This window comes from Alistipes finegoldii DSM 17242, assembly GCF_000265365.1.
GTDB lineage: Bacteria > Bacteroidota > Bacteroidia > Bacteroidales > Rikenellaceae > Alistipes > Alistipes finegoldii.
This window is the reverse complement of the sequence record NC_018011.1, coordinates 531,110-554,925: the sequence shown is the minus strand read 5'-3', so window position 1 is coordinate 554,925 and position 23,816 is coordinate 531,110. Positions and strand designations below refer to the sequence as shown.

Sequence of the window (23,816 nt, the reverse complement as noted above, 5' to 3'; positions counted from 1 at the left end):
TCAGAGGTCACGGTAACGATTTGGAGAATGTGCGAAATTCGCTATTTTGCGTAACATATATTTCTGCATTGTCATATATTTCTTATTTTCGTAAAAAAAGACTGATAAGTATGGCGAAAATGAAGGATGATGATTTTGGTATAGAACTGCCGAGAAAGCGGTTGGTAGGATGTCTAGGATTGTTGGTAGGTGGATTTTTATTTTTTTTGCATTATGTGTTTGATCGTATATTATTACAACCAGTCTACTCCGGTCGTGCAAGAAAATCCATGGATAAATAATGACTCGTCACGCCCAGTAACCGATATAAAAGAACTCGACTACAATCGTCGTCTGATTATTTACCGTGCTGAGGAACCCCGGCGACAATTACGGGAATTCGAATGGTCCAAGGATGAGCGAATATATGGCGCCCCTCAAAACCTATACGAAGATTACTACGACGAGATATATGAATATTTTCACGATTAAAGAATATTAAAATAAACTTTCAGCGGATTAGCAGGATAGCGCAACGAGAGGTGTAAAGTGTTGGCTTGTAATTAATAGCGCGTTAATTTGCGTTATGCGGAAATTGGTTCGATACGGTTTTACAGCCTATCGCCGACAAAGAATCGTTACCAGATCATTACGCGGAATTTACTTCGCTATTGAAGCGTAACACATTCTTTTTCTGTGTTTTGCACAATTTTACATCTTGACAAACGGCCCGACAGGTATTAACTTTGTAACCAAAAATCGGGTTTATTATGCGAAGCACGTTTCGGGTCTTATTTTACGTGAAGAAAGGCAGCGCCCGCCCCAACGGCGATCTGCCTTTGATGTGCCGTCTTACAGTAGATGGCGAGGTCAAACAATTCAGTTGCAAAATGGACGTTCCTCCGCGTTTATGGGATGTCAAGAACGGCCGGGCGACGGGCAAGAGCGTCGAGGCCATGCAAATCAATCTTGCCGTCGATAAAATCCGCGTCGAGGTGAACCGCCGCTATCAGGAGTTGATGCAGTCGGACGGCTATGTCACGGCCGCCAAACTGCGGGATGCCTACCTCGGTATCGGAGTAAAGCAGGAAACGCTGTTGAAACTCTTCGAACAGCACAATGTCGAATACCGGAAAAAGGTGGGTTTCAACCGTGAGGTCGCCACATGGAAAAAGTACTGCTGCGTGTGTAAGCGCGTGCGGGAGTTCCTCGCCCATACCTACCACCGGGAGGACATCCCGCTGAAAGAACTGAACCTTACCTTTATCAACGATTTCGAGTATTTCCTGCGCACGGAGAAGAAATGCCGCACAAATACCGTGTGGGGCTACATGATCGTCTTGAAACATATCGTCGCCATTGCCCGCAACGACGGGCGCCTGCCGTTCAACCCGTTTTCGGGCTATATCAACTCTCCCGAAAGCGTGGACAGGGGTTATCTCTCGCAAGAGGAGATCAAGGCCGTGATGAACTATAAAACGGCCAACAAGGCGCATGCCCGCATCCGCGATCTGTTCGTCTTCTCCATCTTCACGGGGCTGGCTTATGCCGACGTGAAAGGGCTGACCACGGACAACCTTCAAACTATGTTCGACGGTAACCTGTGGATCATCACGCGACGTAAGAAAACCAATACCGAAAGCCGTATCCGCCTGCTGGATATTCCCAAACGCATCATCGAGAAATACGCGGATCAGCGGCTCGACAACCATGTCTTTTATATGCCGTGCAACTGCCATTGCAACGACATCCTGCGCGAGATCGGCAAGCAATGCGGCATTAAAAACAAACTGACCTTCCACATGGCGCGGCATACCTTCGCCACAACCATCACGCTCTCGCAGGGTATGCCTATCGAAACCGTCAGCTGCCTGTTGGGGCATACGAACATCAAGACCACCCAAATCTACGCGAAGATCACCAATGAAAAGATAAGCCGCGACATGTCGGCGCTCACCGAACGCCTCGGCGACAAATACCGTCTGGCGGAGTAACAGCCCTTCCGCCCTTGTGCGCCCTTCGGGATTTACGGAGGATCCCTCCGGGCGCACAGGGGCACGGGCTTCCGGGCCGTCGGTTCGCTTTCATCGGCTTCCCCTGCTGACGGACATGACGGCGGCACCGTCGCCCACCCATCGGCCGCTTCGCGCCCGCGCCTTTTTACAAAAGGCATAGCCTATTAGGGCATTTTCTTTCCGCATTGCTCCGCAACGCTGAAAATGCCCCATTAGGCCAAAGGGGCGGCGCCCCTCTGGACACCCCTTGCGGCGGCAACTCCGCAAGCCGGACGGCCGGGACAACTCCGAATCCTTATCCGCTTCGCTCCGATGCCGCCGAGAACAGATTATCCAAACCACCTGAAACTATACCGCTATGGGCTATGTCGTATTGCATATCGAGAAGGCAGCCGGAACGGACGCCGCCATGTCGGGACACGTCGAGCGGAGAATAACACCCGCCAACGTCATAACGACACTTACCTACCTGAACGAAGAATTAGTAGAGTTCCCCAAAGGAGTTACCAACCGTACCGAAGCGATCCAGCACCGGCTGGACAATGCAGGACTGGAACGCAAGATCGGAAAGAACCAAGTAAGGGCGTTGCGTGTCATGCTCTCCGGAAGCCCCGAAGATATGAAGCGTATCCGGCAGGCCGGACAGTTGGATGCTTGGGCCAAGGATTCCTGCGGCTGGCTGCAAAAGACCTTCGGAAAGGAAAACGTTGTGTCGGCAGTCCTGCATCTGGACGAGAAAACACCACATATACACGCGACCGTCGTGCCGATCACACGGGGCGAACGCAGAAAGGCCAAGCTGGAGCGGGAGAAGAACGCCCAAAGCGGAAAGAGAACCTATCGCACTAAGAAAGACCGCCCGCGTCTATGTGCCGACGATGTGATGGCACGGGACAAACTCAAAGCCTACCAGACCACCTATGCCGAAGCGATGGCCAAATACGGACTGCAACGCGGCGTCGAGGGATCGGAAGCAAAACATATTTCCACGCAGCAGTATTACCGCGAGGTGTTCGTCCGGAAAAATGAAATGGCCGAACAGATCGAGAATCTGAAAGAACAGCAAAAGACGCTCACGGTAGATATTGCCGCACTCCAAGCACAGCAACGAGCCGCACAGACAGACTGCAACGCTATCGACGAACAGCGGCGGAAGAAGAAAGAAGAACTGGCAAAAGCCGAAACGGAGTTGGCACAGACGCGGCGGGAGATCAAGACCGACAAACTCAAAGGCGTGGCCGTGAATGCCACGACGAAAGCCGTAGAAAGGATCGGAGCGTTGTTCCACGACCCCAAGCCCGCGAGGTATGAAAAACAGATTGCAGATTTGCAAGGGGTAATTGCCGACAAGGATAAGTGCATCGGGCAACTGCAACAAGAGATCAAGACCATGCAGGCCGGACACGATAAAGAGGTGGCCAACCTTAAACAGGAAGCACAACAAGTCATAAAAGCCTTGATGCGTGTCGATGAGTTGTGTCCCTATGTAAAGGGGCTGTTGAAATGGGAAAATTACTGCAAGGATGTCGGGTTGGACAAGGAGCGGACCAAAGCGTTGTTTACGATGCAACCTTACAGATATACGGGCGAGCTGCATTCGATAAGGTATAATCATACGTTTCGGGCGAACGATGTCATTCTCCAATTCAAACCCGACAAGGACGGGCCGAGCGGGTTCCAGTTCACCATAAACGGAAAGGACTGCGACGAGTGGTTCAGACAGCAACGAAAGGAGTTTTACGAGCGGATAGGAATTGACATCGAACAAACGGAGCAAAGGCGCGGGATGAAGATGTAACCACGAGCGGGACGGAACCAAAAGGCCGTCCCGTTGTTGTTTTAGGACGGCGTATTCCGTTAAAGCCAGAACATGGGCTATTCGGGCGGCATAAACCCTACGGCACAAAAAGTGCCCGCAACATATTGCGGATTCGAATTTTTTGTGCTACCTTTGGGACAAGCGATCCGCTGTAAAGGCGTGAATCGCGTTGCTGTTTGCGTAAACGTAGGAAATTTACAGTCTGCGGCAACAAGAGAGTCCTTGTCGGGTCGTACCACGCCTTGACGGGGCAGTACATTTAAGGCAACTACACCTGACGGGCGTGGGCCTCTTGTGTTACGAAGTCAGACGGGTTTCCTACGACCTACGCAGCGTAAGTAACGCAAGCCGCATACCTTTCTTGTAAAGGACAGCGGGGTTCTTCAGAGCCGGGTTCACGTTTCGTCATTCTTTTATGGCATCAGTCGGGTCGCATAACTAAAATTGAAAAAGATATGTTACCTTTGCGGATGAAAACGGCGCCATAGCCGTAACATATTCATAAGGTTAGGACAACCTTTATACCAGCGGTAAACTTGCGACTATTATAGCGATATAATAGGTTTTAGGATTGGTGTAAAATTTGTCTGAAACCCTTGTCATGCCTGCGGCTTTGTGCCGTGGGCGGGCACGGGCGTAAGGGCAGTTACCAATCCAAGGCTCGCAAGGCCGACCGTTGGGGCTGTACCTGCGTTCCGTGCTTTTTTATGTGTTTAGGCCGGAACGAGGATTTTAATAACGAACCCTTAATAATACGATGTTACGGCCATATACTCCCAATCGGAAAGAATCACGTTCCGCCGACCCTCGGTTGGTGCGGGGTGGGGCGCCGTCATTCGCTGTAACGAGAACGCTCGCCGTCGATAATAATCCCGCTTTAAAGGCACCTAAATCTGGTAACGGCGGGCCGTTCTCCGAACTGGGTGCGGGACATTGGAATTCTTCATGTCGAAGTTGCGTCACTATTTTTTTCATCGACAGTCCCGCACCCGTTTTTCATCATGCAGGAACCGCTAAAAAAGAGAGTGACAAGGGAAGTGATGTAGCTATCATGTCAAGTAAGTCCGTTGCGGTTCCTGCTTCTTCTGTAACAATGCTTCCGAAATCTCCTGCCTCCATAGGCTCGCGTTTCGGAAGCCGAGGGGCGGACGGAAACGATAAGCCGAAGGATGCTCTTTTTCGTTTATCGTGGTGTGAGGCGTACCAGTCCGTTACCGCCCCTCTTTTTCGATACTTCAATTTTACGATAACGGGTGCGGGATACTCGAATCTTAGCTTCATATTTTCCCACTACTGACTTTACTGTTTCCGCACCTGTTTTTTTACGATATATTTTGTATTCTCACAATTGTATATTTGTAATTAGTTAATTAAATTTGAATAGTTAAGACATCAGAGTATGGAATAAGTCCGATCTCTCATTGGTTTTCTAAACCGGGAATTATGTTCTGACCCCATACTCTTTACATCAGAATCCGGATAGTTCGTAAGGTGTCTGAGCCCGTATTCGCAATGAAGGACCAAGATGTAAGCGATGTCGTTAAAACCAAAAAATGAACGGCCATGAGGTACATTGGAATCGACGTGAGCAAGGCTACATTCGTGGTAGCTTACTCCTCCGACAAAGGCGGGGAGATCCGTACTTTTAACAACACGACCGCTGGTATCAGACAGTTTATCGGGACTCTCCCCAAAGACGGCAGTATCCACTGTGTTATGGAGGCGACAGGGAATTACAGCGCCTTGCTGCTGTATATGCTCAATGTCGCCGGAATTACTGTCAGCATGGAGAATCCGCTGAAGGTAAAGAACTTCGCCAAAGCCTTGCTCTCTACGGTCAAGACCGATAAGAGCGATGCACGACTCATTACCTTGTACGGAGAGAAGATGAACCCGCGTCCTTTCAAGGTACAGGGAGAGGCCATCCTGCGGCTCCGACAGAAAAGAACCGTCATTCGCCAACTTACTAAGCAGATTACCGCCATGTCGAACCTTCGTGGCTCTCTTGCATGTCTGCCTGTCCCGGACAAAGGTGCAACTCATACCGTAGACGAAACTATCAAGTTCCTTGAAAAGAAGCGTGACAGGCTCCAGGCGGAACTCACGGATCTTGTCGAAGTGGAGTTCAGCCGACAACTCGCGCTGCTGACGACCATCAAAGGGATAGGCATAACGCTTGCCACGGCGCTCATCATCACTACTGGAGGCTTTACCTACTTCCAAAATGCCAAGCAGGTGTCCCGGTATCTCGGAATTTGTCCCACTTACGAACAGTCCGGAACTTCGGTAAACATCAAAGGGCATATCAACCGAAACGGAGACGCATACACTAGAGGACTTCTCTATATCGCCGCTTGGCCTGCCAGTAGGTTCAATGCCCAATGCAAAGAGACCTATACGAGGCTCAGGCAAAACGGAAAATCGGGAAAACTCGCTATGATCGCTGTCGCAAACAAGCTCATCAGGCAGGCTTTTGCTGTTGTCGCGCACGATAAAGAGTATATCGACGGATTCGTCTCCAACAGACCTTAGTAGGAACCATTCTCCGATATTATTACTCTTTTTCCGCATTTTTTAATATAGTTCGTAATTTAAGATATTTGTTAAATGCAATGCCGAAACTCGATACGGACTTACATCATCACTGTCACACAACCATCGCCTAACGTATTTGGCATTGTCTTTTTAATAGAAAAAGGGATGACCAACCACGATTAGTTAACAGACAATCGTTATTTTATTGCAATTACAATTCGGTCGTCCCTTTATTTTGTATTCTCGAAGTGCCTATAACCTTTGCGTACGTTTAAGAATTGTTCTATAAACCCATAACTACTGAACCATGCCACAAAAATCCTATACGCTGGGGAATCTGCTTCAAGACTGTTTGGATTGCGACATCCGCAAAAGCGACATCCGGCAATTTTTCGATGATCTGAAAAAGAAGGCGCATTTTGTCTATGCAATCTTGTGCGGTGCTCCGAAATCGGTATTTTGGATTACGCTGGACGATGAAGAAAGCCATCCCGACGAAAAGACATTTTCAGTTGCGGAGTTTAACGACAATTACGAAAACTTCGACAGCCGCATCGATTCTTTCCGGGTTAATTTCAATGCCTATTTTTTTCGCGAGCAATGGGCCACGAAGTTTCCCGAATGGGAATTGATGGAGAACCCTTTCAACGGGGAGGAGCGTTTCTGCGCTACGAGCCGCAAGGAGCTGACGGTAGAAATTTTCGTAACGGAATATCCGCATTTGTTGGCTTACCTGTGCCGTCGGGCGGTTCTGGAAAACGCGCCCTTCGAACTGACGCGCGAAACGATTAAACATTACGGATTCAGCCGCGAAGATGTAAAACTCCTGCGCGATTGTATTGCAAGCAACAACCGACGGATCATCGACGAGTTGCGCGAGGAATACGAGCGGCTGAAAGCCATAGACTGCCTGCAGGTAGTGCCTCCAAAAAGGCGGGGGCGGAAGCCTAAAGCCGAAGTGTCTGCCGAAATCCAGCCCATAGCCAAAAAACCGAGGACGAGGATCAGTCGAAAGAAATTCGTGCCGACACGAAGCGTAAAAAGTTAGGCGTAAACCATCGGAAAACGCAGAGTACTCCTCACCAATTAGCGGAGATGGTTTTCAATATAACAACGAGAATAATTTGCAAATATGATTATCCGTATAACGTCCGTTAATATTTTTAACATAACACGAATAAATCATGCGTAAAATTTATACAAAGACATTTGTGTATTTTGCTGAAATTCAATATATTTATAGTGAAATAAACAATCGAAATATCATTATGGACATACTGAACTTCACGTATTATTTTTTAATATATAATTTGATATTTAATTAAAATATATTTATCTTTGATTTCATAACACTACTTTTTAACATTAAAATATGCCGCTATAACACTGCTTTTTCTATCAAACCAAAGATACGGCGTCACTCCGGAATCTTTACTCTTGTTCAACTAAAACCCACTTATTTATGAGGAAATTAACCAACCGAGCACTTTTCATCTGCTTTGCTCTGATGACGTCCTTTTGCCTCATTGCGCCGGCTACCGCTCTGCGTTCCTACGCGCAGGAGGGGGGGGGCAGCACCCTTGAAGGCCTGATCAAAGACGACTCCGGGCCGCTTCTCGGAGCAACGGTGATTGTGAAGAACACGACGCGCGGAACGACAACCGACATGGACGGCAAATTCCGTCTGGAAGGGTTGCAGCCCGGCGACGTACTGCAAGTAACCTACGTAGGATACGACCCCTACGAGGTGACCTACACAGGTCAGACGACACTGGACATCCTGATGACGACGACCGCCAACCAGCTGAACGCAGTCGTAGTGACTGCCATGGGTATCGAACGTCAGTCGAAAACACTCTCCTATGCTGCCGAAACGGTCGGCGGCGATGACGTGGCCGACATCAAGTCGGTCAATATGATCAACGCGCTGCAGGGCAAGGCCGCCGGTCTGCAGATTACCCCGAACTCGACGGGCGCGGGCGGATCGTCGAAAATACTCTTCCGCGGTAACAAGTCGATCAACGGCTCGAACCAGCCGCTGGTCGTCGTCGACGGCGTCCCCCTGATGATGAACATCACGTCCGATCAGGTCGACAGCAACTGGGGCGCCCAGCGCGACGGCGGCGACGCCATGTCTACGATCAACCCCGACGACATCGCCTCGATCTCCCTGCTGAAAGGCGCGTCGGCCGCCGCCCTCTACGGTGCGGTAGCCGCCAACGGCGCCATCATGATCACGACCAAATCGGCCATGGCAGGGCGTCTGGCGGTGAACGTATCGAGCAACACGACCATTGACACCCCGCTCTCGCTGCCCGAATTCCAGAACACATACGGGGCGAACGGCCAATACAGTTGGGGCGACAAACTCGCGTCGAAGGCTCCCGATTACGCCGAGAAGTTCTTCCGTACGGGCTGGACGACCAACAACTCGATCTCGATCAACGGCGGCGCCGAAGACCTGCGAGCCTACTTCTCCTACGGCAACGTAACATCCGGCGGCATCACCCCTGAAAACGACTACTCGCAACACACGCTCAACGCCAAAGTCGGTTTCGACCTTTTCAACGACCACATCAAGGTCGATTTCAACGCCAAATACGTGAACCAGCACATCTCGAACCAGCCGGCCGGCGGTTTCGTCTTCAACCCGCTCGTCGGCACCTACACCTTCCCGCGCGGCGGCGACTGGAACGGCTACAAAAGCAACTTCGAGACCTACAACGGCGAGCTCAACGCCAACGTCCAGAACTGGGTGACTACCACCGACGAGACCAACAGCAACCCCTACTGGCTGCTCAACCGCGAACGCCCCGTCGTCGAACGCAACCGCTACGAATTCGGCGGATCGATCAAATACCAGATCATCGACGGACTTTCGCTCACGGGCCGCATGCGCTACGAGCGCGCCGACGAACACTACGTACGCAACCACTACGCGTCGTCCTACGGCAATAAATACACCTACGGCAAAATGGACGACAACCGCTACTTCAGCGAACAGCTCTATGCGGACCTGCTCGCCCAGTACAACCATACGTGGGACGATTTCTCGCTCAACGCCACCCTCGGCACCAGCATGATGCAGACACGTTCGAACAACGTGAGCCTGCTCTACGAGCAGAGCAAGTTCGTCGCTCCGGGCAACGGCGGCGCCTACTATCCCAACATCTTCAACCCGTCGAATTTCTACAAGAACGGCACGACCATGGGACTGGAGCGCAAACGGCTCAACTCGGTCTTCGGAGCTGTCACGTTCGGCTTCAAAGAGGCGCTCTTCCTCGACGTGACGGCCCGTAACGACTGGTCGTCGGCCCTCGCTTACACCGACGGCTACTCGTTCTTCTATCCTTCGGTGGGCGCCAGCCTTCTGCTCAACCGTTTCGTGGACATGGGCCGGAATATCGACCTGTTCAAATTCCGCGGTTCGTACTCCATCGTCGGCAACGACGTCCCCGTCTACAAGACCAATCCGCGCTATACCTACGGCGACCAAGGCGCCATCAACCCGCCCAAATCGGTGCCGTTCCGCACGCTGAAACCCGAAAAGACCCACTCGTTCGAGGTCGGTTTCGACGGAGAGTTCTTCCAGCACCGTCTGCACGTAAACGCCACCTATTACAAGACCAACACCAAGAACCAGTACTTCGAGGTGACGCTGCCGTGGGAGAGCGGTTACAAATCGCAGTTCGTCAATGCGGGCAACGTCCAGAACCAAGGCTTCGAACTGACGGCCGGCTGGTTCCAAGACTTCGGCAATGAATTCACATGGTCCACCGATCTGAATCTCTCGTACAACGACAACAAGATCATCGAGCTTTTCGACGGTATCCAAGACGGCGTAACGGTCTCCAACTTGGGCGGCGCCAAAGTGATCCTCTATGAAGGCGGCCAGTATGGCGACCTCTACGTCCGCACGCTCAAACGCGACGAGAGCGGCAAACTGGTGACGGAAACCCCCGAAGGCGCCGACTACCAGATCCCCGTAAACGGCGGCGAGCAGAATTCCGACCTGAAATACATGGGCAACATGAACTCGAAGTGGAACATGGGCTGGAACAACACGTTCCGCTACAAGGACCTGACACTGAGCATGCTCATCGACTTCCGCATCGGCGGCAAGGTCGTTTCGATGACCGAGGCCACACTCGACGGATACGGCGTATCGGAACGCACGGGCCGGGCGCGCGACCGCGGCTACGTGATGCGCGAGGGCATCAAATTCTCGAACGTCAAGGCTTACTACGACGTGGTGGGCGCGACAAGCTTCAACTCGGTCTACAACGTCGAGGATTACGTATACGACGCGACCAACGTCCGTATGCGCGAGATTTCGCTGGGCTACACTTTCCGTAACCTGTTCGGCCAGTCGAAGAACCTGACCCTTGCGTTCATCGCCCGCAACCTTTTCTTCTTCTACAAAGACGCCCCGATGGATCCCGACGTGTCGATGGGTACGGGCAACGGCCTGCAAGGCTTCGATGTCTTCAACCTGCCGACCACGCGCAGCTTCGGTCTGAACGTGAAACTGAATTTCTAATCAAAAGCGTTTACACATTATGAAACTCAAGAATATTCTTAGAAACGTTACCGCAATGGCGCTTCCCCTCGCACTGTTGGGAAGTTGTACGGGAGATTTCGAAGAGCTGAACACCAATCCCTACGAGATCGACCCCGAAGAACTGCCGTTCGAAGCGCAGTTCTCCACTCCCCTCTCGTTCAGTTACCCCACCCACCAGAACCTGTTCCAGTACTGGACCTCGTTGTCGATCGACAACTACGGCGGTTATTTCGAGGTGCCGCACAGCAACTGGACGATGGCGCGTTACGACCTCGCCCGCGGGTTCTGCGGCGGCATGCACGAGAACTTCATGCAGAAAATATTCAACAACACCCGCCGGCTGATCAAACAGTGCGACGCCGCCGGACAGCATGACTTCGCAGCCGTAGCCCGCATCGTCGAAGCGTATAACCTGCTCCAGTATACCGACACCTACGGCCCGGTTCCCTATTCGTCGGTCCTCGCAGCGGACGAACTGGCCGAACGCCCCAGCAGCTACGCCTACGACAAACAGGAAGATATCTACAAGGCGATATTCGCACAGCTGGACAAAGCGCTCGAAGGACTGGATACGGAGACCGCAGGTCTCGCATCGTTCGACTGCTGGTGCAACGGCGACCGCACGCTCTGGAAGAAGATCGCCAACCAGCTCAAGCTGCGCATGGCGCTGCGCATCGTCAAGGTAAACCCCGTCGATGCTGAAAAATACGCCAAGGAAGCCATTCAGGCCGGAGTCCTCGAAGACAAGGACATCCTTATCAACAAGTCCTACTCGAACGAACTGCGCCGCATGATGGACTGGCTGGATTCGGGCATCGGTTCGTCGATCGTAGCGTTCATGAACGGCTACAACGACCCGCGCCGCCCGCTCTATTTCACCACCAACGTCCGCCATCTGGTCAAGGAGACCGCCGAACCGACAGGCGAGAAAGACCAGAACAACGAGGACATATACAACGAAAGCGACATCCTGATCCGCAAGGGAGCGCAATACATCGGAGTTCCCGTAGGCTGCGAATTGGGCAATAAGAACGGCGGCAACGACAACCAGCGCGTCTACTACTCGTTTCTGGCCGGCGGATATGCGACGCCGCAGCCCATCATGTTCGCCGCCGAAGGCTGGTTCCTGCGCGCCGAAGCCAAACTTCGCTGGACCGACGCCGGGCAGCAGAGCGTAAAGGAACTCTATGAAAAGGGTATCGAGGTTTCCATCCGCAACCAGAAGAGCTACCGACAGTCCGACGCCGCGGCAGCATGGACCGAGAAGAAACTGACGGCCCCCGACTGGGCGGCTATCGACGATGCGGCTATCAGCAGCTACATCAACGACGATACCTCCTCACCTGAGGGTTATACGGACCCGTGGAAGCCGGAATACAACTCCGATCCGACCACCAGTATCACGGTGAAGTGGGACGAAGGCGCTTCGAATGAAGAAAAGCTCGAACGCATCATCACCCAGAAATGGATCGCCAACTTCCCGCTCTCGACCGAAGCGTGGGCCGATTACCGCCGCACGGGCTACCCCAAACTCTTCCGTCCGAAGCAAAATCTGGCCCCCTCGATCATCGACACGCAGCTCGGCCCGCGCCGCCTGCTGTACAACGAAACGGAACTGAGCTCCAACACCGTCGAGGTGAACAATGCCATCCAGCTGCTGAAGGCTGAATCTTCCGAAGTGAAAGGCGACGGCGACACCGGTGGCACCCGTCTGTGGTGGGACCGCAAGGACAAAGGCAATTTCTAACCCCGCCGATCCGTTTCACTCATAAACCGGGACTCCGTCGTTATACGACGGAGTCCTTTTTTCCATCCGACACATCCGAATCGGGCTCCGGCGCATTTCCGACCACTATCATGCGGCATACCATTTTTTCATGCCCCCGAATGGCTCGTACCGGAAACGGACAGATGATTTGCAAATATCAACTATTTTGTATTCATTTGTAATGAAGATAAAAATTAAGGTTAAAAACTTGTTTTAGTTGTAGCGGTAGCGACAGAGTTGTGAAACACCGTCGCTACATTTTTATTACCGGAAAATAGGCTATATACCAATTATTTTTCGTAATTTGCAGAAAACCATTTTAATCTTATTGCCCATTCGTCATCAAAGCCATCTAACACGGTAACAAGAAATAAAAGGGAAGAAGGTACGAGGCTCATAACCTCGTGCCTTCGTTTTGTATTTAGCACTTAAATCGAATATTTTTGCAAGTTCAAAGAAAATTCCTACCTTTGTTTTTGACAAGGGTTATTTGACAAGATGATTACGCAAAGTAGCGAATTTCGCACATTCTCCAAATCGTTACTAAAACCCCTGTAAAATCTTCTTAAAAGTCTGTTTGTCAGATTGATATATTTATCAACTGATTTATTAAAATAAGCAACCCCGTCCGGATTCCGGACGGGGTTGTTGTTTGATGCGTCAGTTACTTTTGAAGCAGGGCGGTAATGGGGTCGGGCGTTTCGATCTTTCTGCAGTCGATCGATGCCAGCAGCTGCCGCCCTCGGTCGGTCAGCGAGAAATACATCTGGCGTTTGTCTGCGGTTCCCAGCTCCCGCCTTACGAATTCCTTTTCTTCGACCGAGCGGAGCACTTTCGACATGTTCGAAGGGGTCAGCCCCAGCAGGTCGCTCAACTCTCCGCAGGAGAGCCTTCCGGCCTTCGAGAGACTGCACAGGGTCATGCCTTCGTTCAGGCAGATTCCGTACAGCCGCTCCAGATTCGCTTCGAACTGGTGTACGGCCCGCTGCAGGTCGCGTATTCTACACAGTCTGTCCATACTCCGGCTTTTTGTGAACGGCCTGCCTGCCGCAGTGCCTGATACATTTTCCGCATTCGATACACTTCTGCGGGTCGATTGCCGGAAGCCCGTCTCCCTGTTGTGAGATCGCTCCGACGGGGCAGACCGGAATCAGCGGACAGCGGTGGTTCTGGGGACAGCGGAGTTCGTCGATCGTAAGCGCCATAGCCCGCTTATTTATTGAGGAGCACCTTGTCGATCGCCTCTTTCAGCGAAGCCTTGGGCAGGGCGCCCTGCGCCATCTGGGGCTTGCCGTCTTTGGGGATGAACAGCAGCGTCGGAATCGAGCGGATGCCGAATGCGGCAGCCAGTTCCTGCTCCTCTTCGGTGTTGATCTTGTAGATGTAGATGCTCTCCCCGTATTCCGCTGCAAGTTCCTCCAGTACGGGTGCAAGGGCTTTGCAGGGGCCGCACCACGAAGCGTAGAAATCGACGAGGGCGGGTTTGTCGCCGAGGTACTTCCACTCGGTGGGATTGGTTTCGTAATTGGCGACTTTCGTCAGAAAGTCGGCTTTGGTCAATGCGATCGTTTTCATGGTATTCGTTTGTTTTGTGTTGTCATTCTTGTTGTCTGTCTGGCCGTCGGCCCCGGCTGCGAACGTCAGGATGCAGGCGGCTGTCACTAATAGTTTCTTCATGGTCCGTATGGTATTTTATCTTTTCTTATCTTGATAACGATACAAAGATATGATATATTTTCCAATAAAATAAATTTCCAATGGAAAATAAATCAAGGGAAGTAAAAATACGTTTGTTTCCCGTGGCTATGCAAAAATAAAACCGGAAATCGCCTCCAGCTCCGGATTGCGGCTGAATCTATCATCCGGTCGGTTCGTATAGAGTGCATGCCTGCGCCTGTCTGTCCTATGAGGCGGCCTTAGTCTTGGGGGCTGAATATATAGGGAACGGTGGAGTGGGAAGATCGATTTCGGTTTACATATCGGTTTAAACAAATGCCCGATTTCGATACGGAAATCGCTCTAAACCGAGACTCGAAGAAGTACGCCGCATTTTTCACCGGCTCTTTAAATGCAAGAAAGAGAGCCTTTTGGACTCTCTTTCCTTGTGACACCGACAGGACTCAAACCTGTAACCTTCTGATCCGTAGTCGTAATTCGGCTATTTTTGGCTATTTTTAGCGATTTTGATTTTATTTTGCAAATCACTGTATTTCAGTGGTAAATATAGTCATTTTATCTTGATTTGTTTTTGGTGATTTGATTTAATTATGTATATTTGTGTGTAAATTGTGTACCGCAAATTAAAATTTATACACAAAATGAACTACTCGAAAGACGGCGTAACGGTTGCCGCAATGTTTGATACCGCGCACCCGAAAAAGTCCGGTAAGTGCCCCGTAAAAATCCGTGTTACCTACAATCGAGTGCGGAACTATTATCCGACCGGAAAGGATTTATCGCCGGAGGAATGGGAAATACTGCCGACTACAAAGGTCCGTGCACTTGTGGCGATTCGCAAAGACATCGAAAGCAGCTATCAGATCGTGCGGGCGGCTGTTGAGGATTTGGCAGGGGCCGGCGGGTTCTCGCTCGATGCCCTTAATAATCGTTTGAAGGGTGCGGCGTCCGATACGGTAAATGCGATGTTTCGGGGTAAAATCGAAGAACTTAAAAAGGCCGGACGCGTCGGTAGTATGCTTGTTTATGATAATGTACTGAAAGGCTTGGAACGGTTTTCCGGGTCGCGTATCCGCTTCGAGGCGGTCACGGTGTCGTGGCTGGGGAAGTATGCCGATTTTCTGCGGAAAGAGGGCAAGACGCAGACAACAATTGCGATTCACTTGCGCCACCTCCGAGCTATTCTCAATGAAGCAAAACGGTTAGGGACGATCAAAGACACGCAATATCCGTTCGGTAAAGGGCGGTATGAGATACAAGCCGGAGAAGGGCGAAAACTGGCCCTTACGCTGGAGCAAATCGGACAGATAGCCAACTATGAGGACGGAACCGAGGCAACGGCCAAATACCGCGATTATTGGCTGTTCCTCTACTTGTGCAACGGGATTAACGTTGCGGATTTTGTGAAGTTGAGATACCGGGATATTGTGAACGGCGAAATATGCTTTGTCCGGCAAAAGACCGAACGCACGACCAAGACCCGCAAGGAAATCCGGGTAGTTGTCACGGAGCGGATGCAGGCGATCATCGACCGCTGGGGCAACCCTCCCCGGCATGATAACTTCATTTTCTCGGTCCTTGACGGCACGGAGGACGCAATGCGGCGAAAGATGAAAACGCTATACATAACCCGTGCGATCAATAAGCGCATGAAGGAGGTAGGCGAAAAGCTCGGTATCGGCAATATCTCGACCTATACGGCCCGTCATTCATTCGCCACAGTGTTGAAGCGAGCAGGCGCAAACATTGCCTATATCTCCGAATCGCTGGGGCATCAGGACCTCAAAACAACGGAAAACTATCTTGCCAGCTTTGAGCGAGAAGAACGGGTAAAGAATGCGGAAATATTAACGAAATTTTAAATCAAGATGAATAAGTTATTCAAATGGTTAGATCAGATTGAGACCATCGTATATACAATCGTAGAGTGCGATGCCGGTGATATGTCGTATGATGATTTTTTACTTACAGGGGGGCGTCTAAAAAAAACTTATCGGGATGAGTTTTACACACCCGATGATGATAATTTATCGCGTAAGAAGCCCGTTTATAAAGATATTACTCAAGAATTGGAAATTATATTAAGTTCTTCAAACCGTGAAGGGGGAATTTTTCTACTCAAACGCATCTCTAAAAGATTGGTTCGAATCTATGAACGGATGTTAAGTTTAAATTTGTATTGGAAGGAGTGGACAGAACGGCCAACACGTACAACAATGGGAAATTACTTATTGCAATATCCTAATGACTTAAGGGGATTTGTGCGCATATCACTTATCCAACCAATATTATTCGGTATTGATATTCTTGACATATGCACTGATCTAAATATAGGTGGTAAGGATATTAAACTAGATATTCCGAAAGAATTATTATTGTTTCATAATGTTTTAAAAAGGTATGAGCAAAACAATAGTAATGATGAATTAGAAAAAAACAGCAAATATCAAACCATTCCACGTACCCATCGAATAGCTGCAGTTTGGGGGTTGATTGATGAATTGAAACTCCAAGCACGTATGGATAAAACAACCCTTGCTGCCTTTGTTGAAGCAGTCACAGGCGGAAATATAGAAGCCAAACCCAAAGATACTGTAGCTTATAAAGACCCCGGATCGACTGCAAAAGAGGCCGCCGACGAATGGCTAAAAAAAATAGGGTTGAAATGAAAATTTAGGACGTCCGACGTTTAGTCCGACGCCCTTTTTGTTTGCTCCTTTGCATCGTGATCGATCACTAACGCCCGGACGCGGGCAAGTGTTCAATTTTTAAAACTTCACGATGCTATGGATAACACCGTTATCGTCACCACTCCCGCGCAGTTACGCGAAATCGTCGCCGACGAAGTGTCGGCCATTCTTCCTAAACTTGCCGACTTCCGGCGCAAGAACGAACCCGTCGAAACCGACGGAATGACTGTCGAGGATGCCGCACGGTTCCTAACCGAGCAGGGCATACCCACCACACGTGCTACGCTCTATAGTCACGTCTACAAAGATACAATCCCGTACAAGAAATTTGGACGCCGAATCGTGTTCTCGAAAAAAGAGCTTCTTGCGTGGATCGAAGCGCGCACCACGCGCCCGGAGGATAAGCGGACAGCCGCCGCGTTGCGTATTGCCCAATCAGCGAATAACCATCAATAGATCAGGGGTATGGATCAAATGAAGATCGCCGCCGGCACTCGATATGAGCACGCAGCGGCAACCCCTGATGTCCCTGTCAGCAAAGATACGCAAAAATCTTTGGCTTTCCATCAGAAAAGGGTCTATAATTTACTCCAGTCGGGCAAAAAATATTCCGTCGCTGACATTTCGGCCGTGTTGAGGTTATCCGATCCTCGGAGCTGCATACGCTATCTGAGGGCAAAGGGTATTTCCATCCTCGACGAGTGGGTGCCCAGCGAGCACGGCAGTAGGTTTAAAAGGTATTTTATCCGGAAGGAGGTGCGGAATGATTAACAAGAGCTTTTATGTATGGTCCAATGATGATAAGTTCAAAGGAATAAATGCGGTTGAAATCTTCATCAATTCAAACGGCGGTATCACATTGCGCGAGGAATGCGACGACGACATACCAATTGAGATGCAAAGTCTCATCATCTTATCCCCCGATATGGTGGATGATGTAATCGAAGCTTTACGTGTGTTAAAATCCGAAATGCAATAGCGCTATGGCAAGACCAAGAAAAAATAATGCGGAATATTTTTCGCATGACGCCAATATGCGCGACGATTTGAAGATAAAAGCTGTTCGCCGTAAATTTTCGCACACGGGGTATGCCGTATGGAATTATTTGCTTGAAACTCTTACAGATAGCGATTTCTTCGAAATCGTGTGGGACGATGTAATCATCGACCTACTCGCAGCGGATTATGGTGTAACGGTTGAATTATTGGACGAAATCGTCAATTACCTCGTGAAAATCGGACTTCTGTGCCTTGACGGTAATAAACTATACTCTCCGTCTCACCGCAAACGCCTTGCCCCGTTAATGACTGAACGAAACAGGCGACGAAATACAGAACAAGATTCTACAGGGGTTTTACCGGTGCAAAACTCCGGTAATACGGAGGATATGCCAGAGTTTTGCCAAGATTCTACAGGGGTTTTACCGGGGTTTCCTAAAGTAAAGGAAAGTAAAGTAAAGGAAAGTATAGTAGAGGATAGTAAAGGGGGTTATAAGGGGGACGATACGAGCGCCGATAATAGCACCGAAGGTATGAATGCGGGAGGCTCCGCCCCCGCGCCCCATAAATACTCCGAATCTTTTTTGAAATTTCAGAAGTGGATAACAAACAGCGCCCCGCGGGTTGCAAAGATGAAAGAACCGATGACCGAGGAGCAGTACCAAAAGTTGAAAGACAAATATCCGACCGAGCAAATATGCGAGGTATTACAGGCAATGCACAATTACGAGCCGTTGATACGAAGAAATAGATCGGCCTACTTGACAGCTTCGAATTGGCTACGCCGCCACGATCAAACCACACCCCAAAAACAAACGCCCCATGAAACGCGAAAAACAAATTTCCTATAACCGTCCGGCCCCTGTTGAGGGGCTTCCGGAATCGCCCGAACTCGAAAGGGCCGTTTTAGGCGCTTTAATTCTCGAACCGGATCAATTATCCGACGTGACGGAGATCGTCGGAATTTCGGCCTTTTCTGACCCAAACAATGGCAAAATTTACGGCGCGATGCTCTCAATGTTGGAGCAGGGCAATAAAATTGATCTTTGTATGCTTTCGCAGCATCCGGAACTCAAGGGGCGGGAGATGGTCCGATACTTGGTTGAGTTGACCAACTCGATAGGGTCGGCCGTCAACGTTTTGGATCATGCTCGGCAGCTCGCAGACATAGAAGCCCGGCGCCGTCTTATCATGCTGAGTTATGAAATCGCAGCCAAATCCAGCGCCGGAACGAATTCCGCCGAGGAGATATGCGAATTGGTCACAAATCAGATTGCGGCATTAGTGTCCACAACAGCCCGCGTGAGCGACCTAATACCGCTGTCTGACGCTGTTCGGGCAACTATTGACAATTTGGAGCTGCGGCAACAAGAAAGGCAGGCCGGCCAGTGCATCGGCATTCCTACCGGGTTGCAGCGGCTCGACGCTCTTACAGGCGGCTGGCGTGGCGGGCAGCTCGTGGTGCTGGCTGGACGTCCGGGAACGGGGAAGAGCGCTATGATGCTACATTTTGCCCGTGCTGCGGCCGTGTCAGGCGTTCCGGTGTGTGTCTATTCGCTGGAAATGTGCGTGGAACAGTTGACCGGGCGAATGCTTGTCGGCAGTTCGGGTGTAAGTTCGGGAGAGTTCCGCACCGGTAATGTTGACGCTTCGGGCTGGACGAAGATCGAGAAGGCCGGCGCGAAGCTTTCTGCAATGCCTGTTTACCTCAACGACCGGGCAAATCTCACTATTGGGGCTATACGCTCGCAATGCAAGGCGATGCGCCGCCGGGGACGGTGCGGGATGGTCATTATCGACTACCTGCAACTGCTCGATACGTCAAGCCGTAACCCGAACAACACTCGCGAGCGTGAGGTCGCCGCCGCCAGCCGTTCGGCCAAACTGCTGGCCAAGGAACTCAATATCCCGGTTATCCTGTTGTCGCAGTTGTCCCGCAAGGTTGAGGACAGGTTGGACAAAAGGCCGCTATTGTCGGACTTGCGCGAGTCGGGAGCCATCGAGCAGGACGCCGACATCGTCGCATTCCTCGATCGGCCAGCAATGTATGGCCAAACCGAGATCGACGCAGGACGCTACGGGATTATTCCGGCTGAGGGGGTCGGGTTACTGCACATCTCAAAAAACCGCGAGGGGGAGATAGGGTGCATTTGTTTTCGACATAACGAGAGCCTGACCCGGATAACCGACTACGAGAATACGGCGGACGCAATCGGGGAGGCCGAGCCGTTTTGACGTAATGCGCGATTTGAGCGCATGAAATTTCATGGGTGGAACAAGTACCCACAACACGAAAGAAAATCGAAAATTCAGAAACAGGAGATGAAAAAACGTATGTTTTACCCGCCTTTGCGGGACGAGTTTACAAAGACTGACCGAAAACGGCGATAAAACGACGATAACAACCATTTAAACGAAAAGATTATGAAAGCAATTAAGATCGACAACCAACACGGCATTGGGCTAATTCTCGGCCGTACAACCACCACGATTATCGACTGCCACGGTATGCGCAAGGGCGACGACGAAATTATTCTGTACGTCTCCGATGTCAGTGATTATGACACGGATTTCATACAGAGCGACTGCGCTATGCTGCATTTTAGCCCGGCGCAGGCCAAAAGATTAGCGCGTAAGTTGTTGAGGCTGGCAAAACAGCAGGAAAAACAAGCGTAGAACAAACTAAACAGGCTTAAAACATCATGAACAACGAAAAACTAAAAAAGATGCTGCATGCAGCCGAAAAGTACGGTGCAGATGCCGTCTGCGAAATGGTCGCAGAGCACACGGGACAAAATGGTTCTGAGCGCATCGAGGCTGTATCCAGCGGTATCGGCGACGATAATGCGTCCCAAATCGCAAATCTAATAAATGCCGGAACCCAGCGCATCATCGAGGGTGGCGAAAAGCGAACCCCGGATAGATCGCTGGCAGTTGATCCTTTTACCAACTTACCCATGTAATCATGTCAAAGAACAGCAAGAGAATCTGTATAGGGCAAATGCCCCTTCAGCATGGAATGTATGAATTCAGATCGGCCGTAGATAAATTACGGGAGATTGTCACACCTGCCGTCCTTGCCGAGTTCGGCGAGGAATTGACTGCAGACAACTTGCGGGACATTATGAGCGGCGGTACAGCCATTCGCGCCCGTATGACGGAAAAATTTAATGCGGCACTAGCCCCCATAGTATTCCCCGCAGAACGCAGCCAAAAAGAGGAGCTATATACTTCTTTGTTGGAGCAATTCAATGAGATTTGCCGCAAAGATCAAAAGCGCTTCGAATCATTCGGGACTGTTCCCGCAGACTGCTACACGGTAGACAGTAACGGTCAGGTAACTTTTGATTCTGAAGTCGCTGAAGCTGTCTTTAGCGAAGCCGCTAACTTGTATATAGACGATCCGCAGCAAATCGAACTTTATAATGCTGCGTTAAAAGCATTATCCGCATTGCAGGAGCTTGACACACTCGCACGCAAATATGGAATGTATGCAATAAACCGAACAAACTACCGGGCCATAATCGATATGGATATTGAAATGTCCCCTACTATGGGCGTATTATCTGCAACTCAGGTTTTACGCATCAATCCTTTCGCCATACAACAAGGATATGACGGCGGCCTTTTCAAAACTAGGTCCATATAAATCAAACAGTAACCATGAAAGAAGAACAAGAAAGCCAGCAGTCCCAAGGAGTGACGGCCATCGACTACTCCGAGGAAGAGGCAAAGAAGCGCGCTGCGGAATGGGCGGAAACATTGCCCGACGCCGAATAATCCAAACGTACAACAAGATTTTTAACAACTATGAAAAATTACGAATCAATTATCGAGACCTACAAAGCGGCCATTCCTCAACTGGAGGCAGCAATACAACAGTTGACGGCTTCACGGTTGAAAATATCTACCGAGAGCCTCAAGGATATTGCGACGGATAACAGTAAGAGTATCCGGGCGCAAGCACTGCGGATCGCAGCCGAAGACGCAAAGAAAATAAATATCGTGACAACCCGCCAAACGCTCACGGATCAGGCTGTTGAATACCTTAGCAAAGTAATAGACAATTCGCAGCAGGTCGTTCATGAAGCGCTACACCTCGGCAAGGAGAAGGCACTCGATTATACTGCCTTTGTGGTGAACGGCGATAAAATCGAATTGTCTGCCGAATGGCTTGCAGATCAAGAGCGGCAACGCCTTATTGATGTAAGCACTATGCGGGGGCGTGTACTTCAGCAGTTCGACGAAGTGCGCCGGGCTGTTGAGGCTCTGAACGCCTTGGTCGCCTGCAACAAGAATTACAAAATGGGGTTGCTCCCCGCCGGCACCCGATACCGGACAATAGCAACCATCGACGAGGACGGAAAATTGGAATTGCATTCTGAAGCATTGGATTTTCTGGGATAACAATAGAGACGGGTGGGGAAAGCCCCGCCCATCTCACTAACATCCATATTCACTATGCTATACCCAGACGGACAAATATACGAACAATCTGGGGAATGCGCAAGAGGAGAGAAAGGATAACCAAAGGATTTGCAGCTGTCGATGATAGGACCGTCTGGACGCTTGAGTTGAACCGCGATGAACTGATGATAATTCTGAATGGGATTAAAAATCACCGAATAAAAGGGGCGCGTATGAAACTGGCGGCCTTACGGGAGCAGAGAAACCGACGGCGCGATCCCGGTAAAGCAATCAATGTAAAATCAAAAAAAAAGTAAAACCCATGAACGAGAATAAAAACGCACACAAGGACATTGCGACAACACCAAGGCCCCAAATGGCCGCATCCGGAAGGCTGGATTTCATCAGTTTCCGAATAGCCCAAAAGAGCTACACGATATACAAGATGTCACCCCGGACCACGGCGAGAATCATGGCCGCCCGGCATATCGGCAAGGGATCTGACGGCAGCAAGGCGTGTATCGTGGCAATGGCCCATAGTATTGCGCTGGCCGTCGCTGGAAGCAAAAGCATATTCGCGGATCTCAAGGCGTGGTTTATATGCCGGCGGATTATGAAACGGGCATCTTTCGCCGAGTTGTTTGACTGCTACCAAAAAACGCTGATGATGATTCCGCTGGAGGATATTTCTGCAGTTGCCAGCGTAATAAGCGGATTGGCTGAAACTGTAGCTAAAGATGCGAAATGATACACCTGTGAATCATCGAAAAAATAAATTGCAGAAAAGCATTGTTTACTATTGCTTTTTCACGGGACCGCCGCAATCTTTGTACTGAGCTTATGAAGGAATAAGCCACGGATGATAGTATAGTGCGATTGGTCTGTTGGCTTCCTGAGCCGACAGACCTTTTTGTTTAATCCGGGTGCCGAGGGGCACCGCAAAAAAAAAGTTTTATGACTGATTTAATGACTCTGGCGAAAAGCCATCCCGACACCACCGTTACCGTCAAGTTGAAAGACCTGATGCGATTTCATGAGGATATCACTGCCGACCTAGAAAAAAGATTGCTGAACAAACTTGTCGAGATTAGAAAGGATGATCGCTATCTATCAATAAATCAGGTATGCGAAATATTCTCAATTGATCGAAGCACGTTGTGGAAGTGGCAGCAGAAGGGCCTTTTGGTTCCCTTTAAAGCCGGGACCATTTGGCGATACAAGTTGTCGGAAATTCGCGCAATGGTCAACAAAGCCACCAATAAAACAAACAAATAAAGGGGTGACGATCCGAGCCGCAACAGACATAAAAAATACCCGCGTTTCGCAACGCAGGTAATGTAAAATTGCACGCCACCTAGCCAAAAAA

Annotated in this window: 21 protein-coding genes; 18 read left to right on the top strand and 3 right to left on the bottom strand. The window is 50.2% G+C overall.

The window, feature by feature from the left end:
* The first annotated feature begins 110 nt into the window (after positions 1-110).
* From ALFI_RS16820 to ALFI_RS02395, 7 genes are all read left to right on the top strand, one after another.
* A complete protein-coding gene (locus ALFI_RS16820; protein WP_155835626.1) occupies positions 111-281 on the top strand; it encodes a hypothetical protein in 171 nt (56 codons plus the stop codon).
* A gap of 468 nt (positions 282-749) precedes the next feature.
* Positions 750-1,973, top strand: coding sequence for a site-specific integrase (locus ALFI_RS02420; RefSeq protein ID WP_009599012.1), 1,224 nt, complete (start codon positions 750-752; stop codon positions 1,971-1,973).
* Between the two features lie 379 nt (positions 1,974-2,352).
* Positions 2,353-3,792 carry a MobV family relaxase gene (gene mobV, locus ALFI_RS02415; protein ID WP_014774640.1) on the top strand — a complete coding sequence of 480 codons (1,440 nt, stop codon included), beginning with the start codon at positions 2,353-2,355 and terminating at the stop codon, positions 3,790-3,792.
* Between the two features lie 1,584 nt (positions 3,793-5,376).
* Complete coding sequence (locus ALFI_RS02410; protein WP_014774638.1) at positions 5,377-6,345, top strand: IS110 family RNA-guided transposase; 969 nt, start codon at positions 5,377-5,379, stop codon at positions 6,343-6,345.
* A gap of 310 nt (positions 6,346-6,655) precedes the next feature.
* Positions 6,656-7,396: a hypothetical protein gene (locus tag ALFI_RS02405; RefSeq protein ID WP_009599008.1), complete on the top strand. Its 741-nt coding sequence runs from the start codon at positions 6,656-6,658 to the stop codon at positions 7,394-7,396.
* A 459-nt stretch (positions 7,397-7,855) separates the two neighbouring features.
* Positions 7,856-10,888 carry a SusC/RagA family TonB-linked outer membrane protein gene (locus ALFI_RS02400; RefSeq protein WP_018697414.1) on the top strand — a complete coding sequence of 1,011 codons (3,033 nt, stop codon included), beginning with the start codon at positions 7,856-7,858 and terminating at the stop codon, positions 10,886-10,888.
* A gap of 19 nt (positions 10,889-10,907) precedes the next feature.
* Positions 10,908-12,656 carry a SusD/RagB family nutrient-binding outer membrane lipoprotein gene (locus tag ALFI_RS02395; protein WP_014774635.1) on the top strand — a complete coding sequence of 583 codons (1,749 nt, stop codon included), beginning with the start codon at positions 10,908-10,910 and terminating at the stop codon, positions 12,654-12,656.
* Positions 12,657-13,341: 685 nt separating this feature from the next.
* On the opposite strand, the gene ALFI_RS02390 is transcribed toward ALFI_RS02395, so the two are convergent.
* The 3 genes from ALFI_RS02390 to trxA are packed head-to-tail and all read right to left on the bottom strand — an operon-like array spanning position 13,342 to position 14,354.
* A complete protein-coding gene (locus ALFI_RS02390) occupies positions 13,342-13,695 on the bottom strand; it encodes a MarR family transcriptional regulator (RefSeq protein WP_014774634.1) in 354 nt (117 codons plus the stop codon).
* The gene (locus tag ALFI_RS02385; protein ID WP_014774633.1) at positions 13,679-13,882 is read right to left on the bottom strand and encodes a 4Fe-4S binding protein; all 204 of its coding nucleotides are present in this window, start codon (positions 13,880-13,882) and stop codon (positions 13,679-13,681) included. The genes ALFI_RS02390 and ALFI_RS02385 overlap by 17 nt, the downstream gene beginning before the upstream one ends.
* Before the next feature lie 7 nt (positions 13,883-13,889).
* Positions 13,890-14,354 carry a thioredoxin gene (trxA, locus tag ALFI_RS02380; protein WP_009597773.1) on the bottom strand — a complete coding sequence of 155 codons (465 nt, stop codon included), beginning with the start codon at positions 14,352-14,354 and terminating at the stop codon, positions 13,890-13,892.
* Between the two features lie 641 nt (positions 14,355-14,995).
* On the opposite strand from trxA, the gene ALFI_RS02375 reads away from it, so the two are divergent.
* The 11 genes from ALFI_RS02375 to ALFI_RS16150 all read left to right on the top strand — a co-directional run bounded on the left by ALFI_RS02375 (position 14,996) and on the right by ALFI_RS16150 (position 23,725).
* Positions 14,996-16,216 carry a site-specific integrase gene (locus tag ALFI_RS02375; protein WP_014774632.1) on the top strand — a complete coding sequence of 407 codons (1,221 nt, stop codon included), beginning with the start codon at positions 14,996-14,998 and terminating at the stop codon, positions 16,214-16,216.
* 6 nt (positions 16,217-16,222) lie between these two features.
* Positions 16,223-17,023, top strand: coding sequence for a hypothetical protein (locus tag ALFI_RS02370; protein ID WP_014774631.1), 801 nt, complete (start codon positions 16,223-16,225; stop codon positions 17,021-17,023).
* A gap of 117 nt (positions 17,024-17,140) precedes the next feature.
* On the top strand, positions 17,141-17,500 hold the full coding sequence (locus ALFI_RS02365; RefSeq protein ID WP_014774630.1) for a helix-turn-helix domain-containing protein: 360 nt from the start codon (positions 17,141-17,143) through the stop codon (positions 17,498-17,500).
* Between the two features lie 527 nt (positions 17,501-18,027).
* Positions 18,028-18,894: a DUF4373 domain-containing protein gene (locus ALFI_RS02350; protein WP_014774628.1), complete on the top strand. Its 867-nt coding sequence runs from the start codon at positions 18,028-18,030 to the stop codon at positions 18,892-18,894.
* Entirely contained in the window at positions 18,866-20,278 is a 1,413-nt protein-coding gene (locus ALFI_RS02345) for a replicative DNA helicase (protein WP_014774627.1), read from the top strand. The genes ALFI_RS02350 and ALFI_RS02345 overlap by 29 nt, the downstream gene beginning before the upstream one ends.
* 189 nt (positions 20,279-20,467) lie before the next feature.
* Positions 20,468-20,719 carry a hypothetical protein gene (locus ALFI_RS02340; protein WP_014774626.1) on the top strand — a complete coding sequence of 84 codons (252 nt, stop codon included), beginning with the start codon at positions 20,468-20,470 and terminating at the stop codon, positions 20,717-20,719.
* A 26-nt stretch (positions 20,720-20,745) separates the two neighbouring features.
* On the top strand, positions 20,746-21,006 hold the full coding sequence (locus tag ALFI_RS02335; protein WP_014774625.1) for a hypothetical protein: 261 nt from the start codon (positions 20,746-20,748) through the stop codon (positions 21,004-21,006).
* A 2-nt stretch (positions 21,007-21,008) separates the two neighbouring features.
* Positions 21,009-21,692 (top strand): hypothetical protein, encoded by a 684-nt coding sequence (locus ALFI_RS02330; protein WP_155835625.1) that lies wholly within the window; start codon positions 21,009-21,011, stop codon positions 21,690-21,692.
* Positions 21,693-21,853: 161 nt separating this feature from the next.
* Positions 21,854-22,450 carry a hypothetical protein gene (locus tag ALFI_RS02325; RefSeq protein ID WP_014774622.1) on the top strand — a complete coding sequence of 199 codons (597 nt, stop codon included), beginning with the start codon at positions 21,854-21,856 and terminating at the stop codon, positions 22,448-22,450.
* A 322-nt stretch (positions 22,451-22,772) separates the two neighbouring features.
* Positions 22,773-23,198 carry a hypothetical protein gene (locus ALFI_RS02315; protein WP_014774621.1) on the top strand — a complete coding sequence of 142 codons (426 nt, stop codon included), beginning with the start codon at positions 22,773-22,775 and terminating at the stop codon, positions 23,196-23,198.
* 206 nt (positions 23,199-23,404) lie between these two features.
* Positions 23,405-23,725, top strand: coding sequence for a helix-turn-helix transcriptional regulator (locus tag ALFI_RS16150; protein WP_014774620.1), 321 nt, complete (start codon positions 23,405-23,407; stop codon positions 23,723-23,725).
* The last annotated feature ends 91 nt before the right edge of the window (positions 23,726-23,816 follow it).

What these genes read in the sequence shown, in the direction of transcription:
- ALFI_RS02325 (WP_014774622.1), top strand. Translation starts at nt 21,854, where the DNA reads ATGAAAAATTACGAATCAATTATCGAGACCTACAAAGCGGCCATTCCT.
- ALFI_RS02330 (WP_155835625.1), top strand. Translation starts at nt 21,009, where the DNA reads ATGTCAAAGAACAGCAAGAGAATCTGTATAGGGCAAATGCCCCTTCAG.
- ALFI_RS02370 (WP_014774631.1), top strand. Translation starts at nt 16,223, where the DNA reads ATGAATAAGTTATTCAAATGGTTAGATCAGATTGAGACCATCGTATAT.
- ALFI_RS02400 (WP_018697414.1), top strand. Translation starts at nt 7,856, where the DNA reads ATGACGTCCTTTTGCCTCATTGCGCCGGCTACCGCTCTGCGTTCCTAC.
- ALFI_RS02390 (WP_014774634.1), bottom strand. Translation starts at nt 13,695, where the DNA reads ATGGACAGACTGTGTAGAATACGCGACCTGCAGCGGGCCGTACACCAG.
- ALFI_RS02395 (WP_014774635.1), top strand. Translation starts at nt 10,908, where the DNA reads ATGAAACTCAAGAATATTCTTAGAAACGTTACCGCAATGGCGCTTCCC.
- ALFI_RS02405 (WP_009599008.1), top strand. Translation starts at nt 6,656, where the DNA reads ATGCCACAAAAATCCTATACGCTGGGGAATCTGCTTCAAGACTGTTTG.
- ALFI_RS02350 (WP_014774628.1), top strand. Translation starts at nt 18,028, where the DNA reads ATGGCAAGACCAAGAAAAAATAATGCGGAATATTTTTCGCATGACGCC.
- ALFI_RS02345 (WP_014774627.1), top strand. Translation starts at nt 18,866, where the DNA reads ATGAAACGCGAAAAACAAATTTCCTATAACCGTCCGGCCCCTGTTGAG.
- ALFI_RS02385 (WP_014774633.1), bottom strand. Translation starts at nt 13,882, where the DNA reads ATGGCGCTTACGATCGACGAACTCCGCTGTCCCCAGAACCACCGCTGT.
- ALFI_RS16150 (WP_014774620.1), top strand. Translation starts at nt 23,405, where the DNA reads ATGACTGATTTAATGACTCTGGCGAAAAGCCATCCCGACACCACCGTT.
- ALFI_RS02340 (WP_014774626.1), top strand. Translation starts at nt 20,468, where the DNA reads ATGAAAGCAATTAAGATCGACAACCAACACGGCATTGGGCTAATTCTC.
- ALFI_RS02410 (WP_014774638.1), top strand. Translation starts at nt 5,377, where the DNA reads ATGAGGTACATTGGAATCGACGTGAGCAAGGCTACATTCGTGGTAGCT.
- ALFI_RS02315 (WP_014774621.1), top strand. Translation starts at nt 22,773, where the DNA reads ATGAACGAGAATAAAAACGCACACAAGGACATTGCGACAACACCAAGG.
- mobV (WP_014774640.1), top strand. Translation starts at nt 2,353, where the DNA reads ATGGGCTATGTCGTATTGCATATCGAGAAGGCAGCCGGAACGGACGCC.
- ALFI_RS16820 (WP_155835626.1), top strand. Translation starts at nt 111, where the DNA reads ATGGCGAAAATGAAGGATGATGATTTTGGTATAGAACTGCCGAGAAAG.
- ALFI_RS02365 (WP_014774630.1), top strand. Translation starts at nt 17,141, where the DNA reads ATGGATAACACCGTTATCGTCACCACTCCCGCGCAGTTACGCGAAATC.
- ALFI_RS02420 (WP_009599012.1), top strand. Translation starts at nt 750, where the DNA reads ATGCGAAGCACGTTTCGGGTCTTATTTTACGTGAAGAAAGGCAGCGCC.
- trxA (WP_009597773.1), bottom strand. Translation starts at nt 14,354, where the DNA reads ATGAAGAAACTATTAGTGACAGCCGCCTGCATCCTGACGTTCGCAGCC.
- ALFI_RS02375 (WP_014774632.1), top strand. Translation starts at nt 14,996, where the DNA reads ATGAACTACTCGAAAGACGGCGTAACGGTTGCCGCAATGTTTGATACC.
- ALFI_RS02335 (WP_014774625.1), top strand. Translation starts at nt 20,746, where the DNA reads ATGAACAACGAAAAACTAAAAAAGATGCTGCATGCAGCCGAAAAGTAC.